General features: G+C 71.6%; 7 protein-coding genes. 3 read left to right on the top strand and 4 right to left on the bottom strand.

Annotation, left to right across the window (positions count from 1 at the left end; all coding sequences use genetic code 11):
* Positions 1 to 154: 154 nt before the first annotated feature.
* The 4 genes from thrC to argS all read right to left on the bottom strand — a co-directional run bounded on the left by thrC (position 155) and on the right by argS (position 5890).
* A complete protein-coding gene (thrC, locus tag E1182_RS27245; protein WP_132270580.1) occupies positions 155 to 1204 on the bottom strand; it encodes a threonine synthase in 1050 nt (349 codons plus the stop codon).
* Positions 1205 to 1319: 115 nt separating this feature from the next.
* A complete protein-coding gene (locus tag E1182_RS27240; RefSeq protein ID WP_207914366.1) occupies positions 1320 to 2633 on the bottom strand; it encodes a homoserine dehydrogenase in 1314 nt (437 codons plus the stop codon).
* 8 nt (positions 2634 to 2641) lie between these two features.
* The gene (gene lysA / locus E1182_RS27235; protein WP_132270576.1) at positions 2642 to 4054 is read right to left on the bottom strand and encodes a diaminopimelate decarboxylase; all 1413 of its coding nucleotides are present in this window, start codon (positions 4052 to 4054) and stop codon (positions 2642 to 2644) included.
* A 171-nt stretch (positions 4055 to 4225) separates the two neighbouring features.
* Complete coding sequence (gene argS, locus E1182_RS27230; protein ID WP_132270573.1) at positions 4226 to 5890, bottom strand: arginine--tRNA ligase; 1665 nt, start codon at positions 5888 to 5890, stop codon at positions 4226 to 4228.
* A gap of 100 nt (positions 5891 to 5990) precedes the next feature.
* On the opposite strand from argS, the gene E1182_RS27225 reads away from it, so the two are divergent.
* The 3 genes from E1182_RS27225 to E1182_RS27215 form a co-directional block, all read left to right on the top strand.
* On the top strand, positions 5991 to 6797 hold the full coding sequence (locus tag E1182_RS27225; RefSeq protein ID WP_132270570.1) for a DUF3105 domain-containing protein: 807 nt from the start codon (positions 5991 to 5993) through the stop codon (positions 6795 to 6797).
* A 4-nt stretch (positions 6798 to 6801) separates the two neighbouring features.
* Positions 6802 to 7473 (top strand): DUF305 domain-containing protein, encoded by a 672-nt coding sequence (locus tag E1182_RS27220; protein WP_132270568.1) that lies wholly within the window; start codon positions 6802 to 6804, stop codon positions 7471 to 7473.
* Positions 7474 to 7689: 216 nt separating this feature from the next.
* Positions 7690 to 8379 (top strand): winged helix-turn-helix domain-containing protein (locus E1182_RS27215; RefSeq protein WP_132270566.1); only part of this gene is annotated, 690 nt, incomplete at its 3' end.

Genomic DNA, 8379 nt, shown 5'->3' with positions numbered 1-8379 from the left:
ATGCGGCAGGCAGCCCTATTCCGGTCGGGAAAACACCGTCACATGCGGCACATGGTCATCGCCGCACGTGCGGCACATGGTCATCGCCGCACGGAAGCGCCGCAGGAGCGTGGGCGGGGCCGGCGGGAACTGACCGGGCGGTGGTGGGCCAGGGTCAGGCCAGGTCCAGGGAGCGGGCGGCGGCCAGGGGGTCGTTCGCGATCGTCACCGGGGCCGGGGCGGTGGAAATGGCCCACTCGGGGTCCTTCAGACCGTGGCCGGTGACCGTGCAGACGATCGTGGACCCGGCCGGAACCCGGCCCGCCGCGGCCTGCTGGAGCAGACCTGCGACGCTCGCCGCGCTGCCCAACTCGACGAAAACCCCCACCTCGCGGGCGAGCAGCCGGTACGCCGACAGAATCTCCCGGTCGGTGACCGCGGCGATCAGCCCCTGCGAGGCGTCCCGGGCGTCGATCGCCTTCGTCCAGCTCGCCGGGTTACCGATCCGGATCGCGGTGGCGATCGTGGACGGCTCCGGCACCACCTGGCCGGTCACGATCGGGGCCGCGCCGGCCGCCTGGAAGCCGTACATCTTCGGTGCCCGGCTGGTGTTGCCCGCCGCCAGGTCCTCCTGGTAGCCCATCCAGTAGGCGGAGACGTTGCCGGCGTTGCCGACCGGCAGGCAGTGGATGTCGGGGGCGTCACCGAGCGCCTCGACGATTTCGAACGCGGCGGTCTTCTGCCCGTGCAGCCGGTCGATGTTGACCGAGTTGACCAGGGCCACCGGGTAGTCCTGGGCGAGCTTGGCGGCCAGCGAGAGGCAGTCGTCGAAGTTGCCCTGGACCTGGAGCAGCCGGGCGCCGTGCACCAGCGCCTGAGCCAGCTTGCCCAGCGCGATCTTGCCCTGCGGCACCAGCACGGCGCAGGTGATCCCGGCGCGGGCAGCGTACGCGGCGGCGGAGGCACTGGTGTTGCCGGTGGAGGCGCAGATGATCGCCTTGTCCCCGGCCTCGACCGCCTTGGAGACCGCGACCGTCATGCCCCGGTCCTTGAAGGAGCCGGTCGGGTTCGCTCCCTCCACCTTCAGGTGGACGTCGCAACCGAGCCGGGCGGAGAGCACCGGAGCGGGCAGCAGCGGGGTGTTCCCCTCGTGCAGGGTGACGACCGGGGTCGCGTCGGTGACCGGCAGCCGGTCCCGGTACGTCTCGATCAGACCCCGCCACATGTCGTTCTCCTCGCCTCTGCCGCCCCGCTCGAAGTCAGGGCCCCTTCCATGGTGGCCCAGCCCGCCGGACCGCCATACACCGCACCCACCCTTAACCATCAGTCGAGACGCCAGGTCACGCCCCGCCCTCGACCCGCAGCACGCTGGCCACCGACCGGACGATCTCCAACCCGCGCAGTTCCCGCACGGTCGCCGCGAGAGCGGCGTCCGGCGCGACGTGGGTGACGATGACCAGTTCCGCCTCGGTGCCCCGACCTGCCGGGCCGCCACCGGCCGGGCCCTGCCGCACGGTGGCGATGGACACCTCGTGCCGGGCGAAGACCCCGGCCACCGACTCCAGCACACCTGGCCGGTCAGCCACGTCGAGGCTGATGTGGTAGCGGGTCAACGCCTCCCCCATCGGCCGCACCGACAGGTCGGCGTACGCGGACTCGCTGGCCGCGCGCGCCCCGGCGAGCCGGTTGCGGGCCACCGCCACCACGTCGCCGAGCACGGCGCTGGCCGTCGGCGCGCCGCCCGCGCCCCGTCCGTAGAACATCAGCTGCCCGGCCGCCTCGGCCTCCACGAAGACCGCGTTGAACGCGTCACCGACGCTGGCCAGCGGATGGGTCAGCGGGATCATCGCCGGGTGCACCCGGACGCTGACCGTCTCCCGGCCGGCCGGATCCACCCCCCGGGCCGCGATGCAGAGCAGCTTGATCGTGCAGCCCATCGCCTTGGCGCTGGCCATGTCGGCCGCGGTCACCTCGGTGATGCCCTCGCGGTGCACGTCGGCGGCGGTGACCCGGGTGTGGAAGGCCAGCGAGGCGAGGATGGCGGCCTTCGCGGCGGCGTCGAAGCCCTCCACGTCGGCCGTCGGATCCGCCTCGGCGTACCCCAGCTCGGTCGCCTCCTCCAGCGCCTCGGCGAAGCCGGCGCCGGTGGCGTCCATGGCGGAGAGAATGAAGTTGGTGGTGCCGTTGACGATCCCGGTGACCCGGTTGATCCGGTCCCCGTGCAGCGACTCGCGCAGCGGGCGCAGCAGCGGGATCGCCCCGGCCACGCTCGCCTCGTAGTAGAGGTCGGCCCCGCCCTCGGCGGCCGCGTCGTGCAGCGTCGCGCCGTCCTCGGCGAGCAGCGCCTTGTTGGCGGTGACCACACTCTTGCCGGCTCGCAGCGCCTCCACCAGCCAGCTCCGGGCCGGCTCGATGCCGCCGACCACCTCGACCACCACGTCCACGTCGTCCCGCTTGATCAGCCCGAGCGGGTCGGTGGTGAACAGCGCCGGGTCGACCGGCAGGTCGCCGCGATCCCGCCCGACCCGACGTACGGCGATGCCGGCGATCTCCAACGGCGCGCCGATCCGGGCGGCGAGGTCGGCCGCCTGCTCGTGCAGCAGCCGGACCACCTCACCACCGACGGTCCCGCAACCGAGCAGCGCCAAACGCACAGGTGACGTCATCCCACATCCAAGGCGAGCAGGTCTTCTTCGGTTTCCCGTCGAACGATCAGCCGGGCCTGGCCGTCACGCACCGCGACCACCGGGGGGCGGGGCACGTGGTTGTAGTTGCTGGCCATGCTCCGGCAGTACGCACCCGTGCCGGGCACTGCGACAAGATCTCCGGGCTGCACGTCGGCGGGCAGGAATTCATCCTTCACCACGATGTCCCCGGACTCACAATGCTTTCCCACCACGCGGGCCAGCAGCGGTGCCGCGGTCGAGGCCCGGCCGGCCAGCGTGGCCGAGTACGACGCGTCGTAGAGCGCGGTGCGGATGTTGTCGCTCATCCCGCCGTCCACGCTGACGTAGCAACGCCGCCCCGCGGCAGCCTCACCACCGGCGCCCAACAGCACGGACTTGACCGTGCCGACCTCGTACAGGGTGAACACCGCCGGCCCGACGATGGCCCGGCCCGGCTCGATCGACAGGTGCGGCACGGCCAGCCGCTCACTGTCGCACTCCGACTCCACGATCTTGCGGAGCCGCTTGGCGAGATCCTGCGGGGTCGCCGGGTCGTCCTGCGTGGTGTACGCGATACCGAAGCCGCCGCCGAGGTCCAGTTCGGGCAGCTCCACCCCGCGCGCGTCGCGGATCTGCGCCTGCAGGGCGAGCACCCGGCGGGCGGAGACCTCGAAGCCACTGGCGTCGAAGATCTGCGACCCGATGTGCGAGTGCAGGCCGCGCAGCTCCAGCACGCCCTCGTCGAGCACCCGGAAGGCCGCCTCGGCCGCCGCCCCGCCGGCCAGCGAGAAGCCGAACTTCTGGTCCTCGTGCGCGGTGGCGATGAATTCGTGGGTGTGCGCCTCGACGCCGACGGTGACCCGGATCATCACCCGCGGCCGGACGCCCCGCTCGCGGGCCAGCGCGGTGAGCCGGTCGATCTCGGTGAACGAGTCGAGGATGATCCGCCCCACCCCGGCGTCCAGCGCCCGGGTCAGCTCGGCCACCGACTTGTTGTTGCCGTGGAAGCCGATCCGCGCAGGTTCCATCCCCGCCGACAGTGCGGTCGCCAGCTCACCGCCGGTGCAGACGTCCAGGTGCAGACCCTCCTCGGCGATCATGCGGACCACCGCCCGGCACAGGAACGCCTTGCCGGCGTAGTAGACGTCCTCGGTCGGGAACGCGGCGCGGAAGTCGCGGCAGCGCGAGCGGAGGTCGTCCTCGTCCAGCACGTACACCGGGGTGCCGAACTCGGCGGCGATGTCCCGGACCGACCGGCCCGCGACGGTGAGCGCGCCGTCCGCGGCCCGCACCACGTTGCGCGGCCACAGCTGCGGCACCAGGGCGTTGACGTCGGCGGGGGTACGCAGCCACGCCGGCCCCCGCTGGCCGAGGTCGCCGTGCAGGGCGCCGGCCTCGTGGGCGCGCATCAGCACTCTCCGCTTCGCGACTGCGGGGCTCGCAAGCTCACTCCTCGCGCTCGCACACGCGAGTCTCCGCTTCGCGACTGCGGGGCTCGCAAGCTCACTCCTCGCGCTCGCACACGCGAGTCTCCGCTTCGCGACTGCGGGGCTCGCAAGCTCACTCCTCGCGCTCGCATGTCACATCCTCTCCGGGGCGGAGACGCCGAGCAGCCGCAGGCCGTTGGCGATCACCACCCGGGTCGCGTCGTTGAGCCAGAGCCGGGCCCGGTGCACGTCGGTGACCTCCTCGTCACCCTTCGGCGTGACCCGGCAGTTGTCGTAGAACCGGTGGTACGCCCCGGCCAGGTCCTCCAGGTAGCGGGCGACCCGGTGCGGCTCCCGCAGCTCGGCGGCGGTGGCGACCACGGCGGGGAACTCGGCGAGCGCCTTGAGCAGCTCGTTCTCCTTGTCGTGGTCGAGCAGCTCGGGGCGGAACGCGGCGGCCTCACCCCGGGTCACTCCGATCTCCGCGGCCTGGCGGGACACCCCGGCGGTACGGGCCGCGACGTACTGCACGTAGAAGACCGGGTTGTCGTTCTTCGCCCGGGTCCACAGCTCCACGTCGATGTCGATCGGGGAGTCGGCCGAGTAGCGGGCCAGCGCGTACCGGGCGGCGTCCACGCCGATCGCGTCGACCAGGTCCTCCAGGGTGACCACGGTGCCGGCCCGCTTGCTCATCCGCACCGGAGCCCCGTCACGGAGCAGGTTGACCAGCTGGCCGATCAGGATCTCCAGGTTGCGTTCCGGGTCGTCGCCGAAGCAGGCGGCCATCGCCTTCATCCGGCCGATGTAGCCGTGGTGGTCGGCCCCCAGCATGATCACGACCCGCTCGAAGCCGCGCTCGCGCTTGTCGAGGTAGTAGGCGCAGTCGGCGGCGAAGTAGGTCCACTCGCCGTTGGACTTGCGCAGCACCCGGTCCTTGTCGTCGCCGAAGTCGGTGGTACGCAGCCAGGTGGCGCCCTCGGCCTCGAAAACGTGACCCTGCTCCCGCAGCCGACGCAGGGCGAGCTCCAGCTCACCCCGGTCGTGCAGGTCCTTCTCGTTGAAGTAGGTGTCGAACTCGACGCCGAACGCGGCCAGCGAGGACTTGATCTCGGCGAACATCAGCGTCACGCCCTCGACCCGGAAGACCTCCTCGGCCTCGGCGTCGTCCAACTCCCGTACGTCCGGTCGGCTGCGCTGGACCGCCTCGGCGATCTCGGCGATGTACGCCCCGCCGTAGCCGTCCTCGGGGGCGGGCTCGCCCCGGGCGGCGGCCAGCAGCGACCGGGCGAACCGGTCGATCTGCGAGCCGGCGTCGTTGAAGTAATACTCCGTGCCCACCTGGGCGCCGGTGGCCCGCAGCAGCCGGCTCAGCGCGTCACCGACGGCCGCCCAGCGCACCCCGCCGATGTGCACCGGGCCGGTCGGGTTGGCCGAGACGAACTCCAGGTTGATCTTCTGGCCGGCGAGCCGGTCGCTGCGGCCGTACTCCTCGCCGGCCTCCACGATCAGCCGGGCGAGCTGACCGGCGGCGGCGGCGTCGAGCCGGATGTTCAGGAACCCGGGGCCGGCGATCTCGACCGATTTCACCCCGGCGGTCCGGCCGAGCTGCTCGGCCAGCGCGGTGGCCAGCTCCCGCGGCGGCACGCCCACCTTCTTGCTCAGCTGCAACGCGAGCGTCGAGGCGTAGTCCCCGTGCTCGGGATTGCGCGGACGCTCGACCGTCGTCTCCGCCGGGAGCACGGCAGGGTCCAGCCCTCGCTCGGTGAAGACGGCATGGGCTGCGGTGAGGACAACCTGGGCGAGTTCTGCGGGAGTCACCGAACCATGCTAGCGGGGGTAGACTCGGGCACCGCGGCGGCGACCCAACATCTGCACCCGGCCCGCCAGATCCCCTGACCGACCGACCTGACGAGGCACGATGAGCATCAGCACCCCGGGCGGCCCGGAGCGCCGCCCGACCGTGGTCAGCACCGGCAAGAAGCCGGCGGCGGGCCGGCCCGCCGCCGGCGCCAAGCCCGGAGCGGGCAAGTCGGCCACCCCACGGCAGACTTCCGGCGGCAAGGGCAAGGGCCCGAAGAAGCCGATCGCCCCCGTAAAAGTCAGCCAGGGCCGGGCCTGGGGTCCGATCGCCCTCTGGGTCGCGGTCGGTGTGCTGGCCGTGGGGATCATCGGGTACGGCGGCTGGGCGGTGTTCGAGGGCTCCAAGCCGTGGGAGAAGCGCGCCGCCGAGATCGACGGCATCGTCGACTACCGGGCGAAGGACGAGAAGCTTGTCCAGGGTGGCCAGCACCAGGCCGGCACCGTCAAGTACGACATCAACCCGCCGGTGGCCGGCCCGCACAACGGGGCCTGGCAGAACTGCATGGGTGACGTCTACGACGCCCCGATCGCCAGCGAGCACGCGGTTCACAGTCTGGAGCACGGGGCCGTCTGGATCACCTACCGTCCCGACCTGCCGGCCGACCAGGTGGCAAAGCTGCGGAACCGGGTTCAGGGCGTGGAGAAGACGATGCTCAGCCCGTTCGAGGGTCTGGACAAGCCGATCTCGCTGCAGGCGTGGGGGTACCAGCTCAAGGTCGACAACGCCGACGACTCCCGGATCGACGAGTTCATCAAGACGCTGCGGGTGAACGCCTCCGTCGAGGGGCCGACGGCGCTGTGCAATCAGGGCATCACCGCCACCGGCACCACCCCGCGCGACGCCGGCAACATGCAGCAGGGGTGACCAGTTGACGGCACCGACGACGACGGGGAACGACGTGGACGCACCCTCGGCCAGCGAGGCCGGCGACGGGGGGCGGCCCGCGCGTCGCTTCGGCCTCCTGGCGGTGGCGTCCGCCGTCGTGGTCGGGCTTCTCCTCGGATACGCGGGCGGCCTGCTGACGCCGACGCTCACCCGCCCGGGCGACACCTCCGCCGAGGCGGGCTTCGCCCGAGACATGACCACCCATCACGCGCAGGCCGTGGAGATGGGGCTGATCGCCTTCCAGCGGGGCAGCGATCCCGAGGTACGCCAGATCGGCGGCGACATCGCCAGCGGCCAGCAGGGCGAGATTGGCACCATGCAGACCTGGCTGCGCTCCTGGGGGCTGGATCCAACCGGCTCCGAGCCGCCGATGGCCTGGATGCCGGGCGGCCGGGCCAAGGTGCGCAACGGGCTGATGCCCGGCATGGCCACCCCGGAGCAGATGGCGAAGCTGCGCGCCGCCCAGGGCCGGGAGCTGGACGTGCTCTTCCTCGAGCTCATGACAGATCACCATCTGGGTGGGATCCACATGATCCAGGGAATCCTCGACGCCGGCAGCGACGAGGACGTGCTCCGGGTCGCCCAGACGATGAAGAACACCCAGCAGACCGACCTGATCAATCTGCAGAACGCGCTCAAGCGGCTAGGCGGCTGACCGACCGGCCGCGTCGAGGCCCGCGTACCGCTCCCGGCGTACGCGGGCCTCGCCTTTTCCGTACGCCAGGCGTGTCGCTGCTGCTGTGCGGCGTCACACCTACACAGCATCCGCCCGATTTAACGCCTTATACCCCATTAGCCGCACATTGCAGCTTGAGATACTTTTCTACCTACATATCGTGACCAGTCGCGATTCAGGCTCGTTGCGCAGGATGTGGCGGTTGCACTGAGAGACGCGCGGCGTTCGGTCACCAGCTGGTGCCGGCGCCACACCATCGGCGGTGACGGAGCGGTGGCAGCCATCCGTCGCGGACACCGGCAGGGCGAGCCCGGAACGCTCAGCCGCGACCAGGAACTCGAACTGATCGACGTGCTGCGGGGGGTCCACCCCGACGAGTTCGGACTGGACGAGGAGCTCTGGACCAGGCAGAGCCTCGGCAGCCTCGTCCAGCGCCAGTTCGGCCTGGCGATGGACCCCGGCACGGTTGGGGCGTACCTGCGGGCCTGGGGCCTGGGCCCACGAGAGCCGCGCGAGCGGGCCTGCGGGCTCTGCGTGGGCGCGGTCGAGCGCTGGGTACGCAGTGAGTACCCGGCGATCACCCGGGCGGCCCAGGAGCACGCCGCGGAGGTCTACTGGATCGGCCGGGTACGCCTGCGCGGCACCATGCCGGCCGCCGACGTGATCTCCGCGGTGTCGTCGCGGGGCAGGGTGCGGTTCATGGTGACCACGCCGAGCGTTGACCCGCCACTGCCCCGGGAGTTCGTGCTGCGCCTCAGCGGCGCCGAGGAGCGAACCGTGCACCTGATCGTCGACGGCTCATGGCCGAAGAACGAGTGGCCGCGCCGTCTGCCCCGCCGCATCGCCCTGCACCCCCTCCCCAGCTGCGGCCGCACCCTCCTCGCC

Source organism: Micromonospora sp. KC721, assembly GCF_004348355.1.
In the GTDB taxonomy this organism is placed as follows: domain Bacteria; phylum Actinomycetota; class Actinomycetes; order Mycobacteriales; family Micromonosporaceae; genus Micromonospora.
Note: the sequence above shows the minus strand (reverse complement) of the source record. Positions and strands in the feature narration are given on the sequence as shown.

Excerpts from the sequence above, each read along its gene's own strand:
- thrC (WP_132270580.1), bottom strand. The coding sequence starts at position 1,204 with ATGTGGCGGGGTCTGATCGAGACGTACCGGGACCGGCTGCCGGTCACC.
- lysA (WP_132270576.1), bottom strand. The coding sequence starts at position 4,054 with ATGCGCGCCCACGAGGCCGGCGCCCTGCACGGCGACCTCGGCCAGCGG.
- E1182_RS27225 (WP_132270570.1), top strand. The coding sequence starts at position 5,991 with ATGAGCATCAGCACCCCGGGCGGCCCGGAGCGCCGCCCGACCGTGGTC.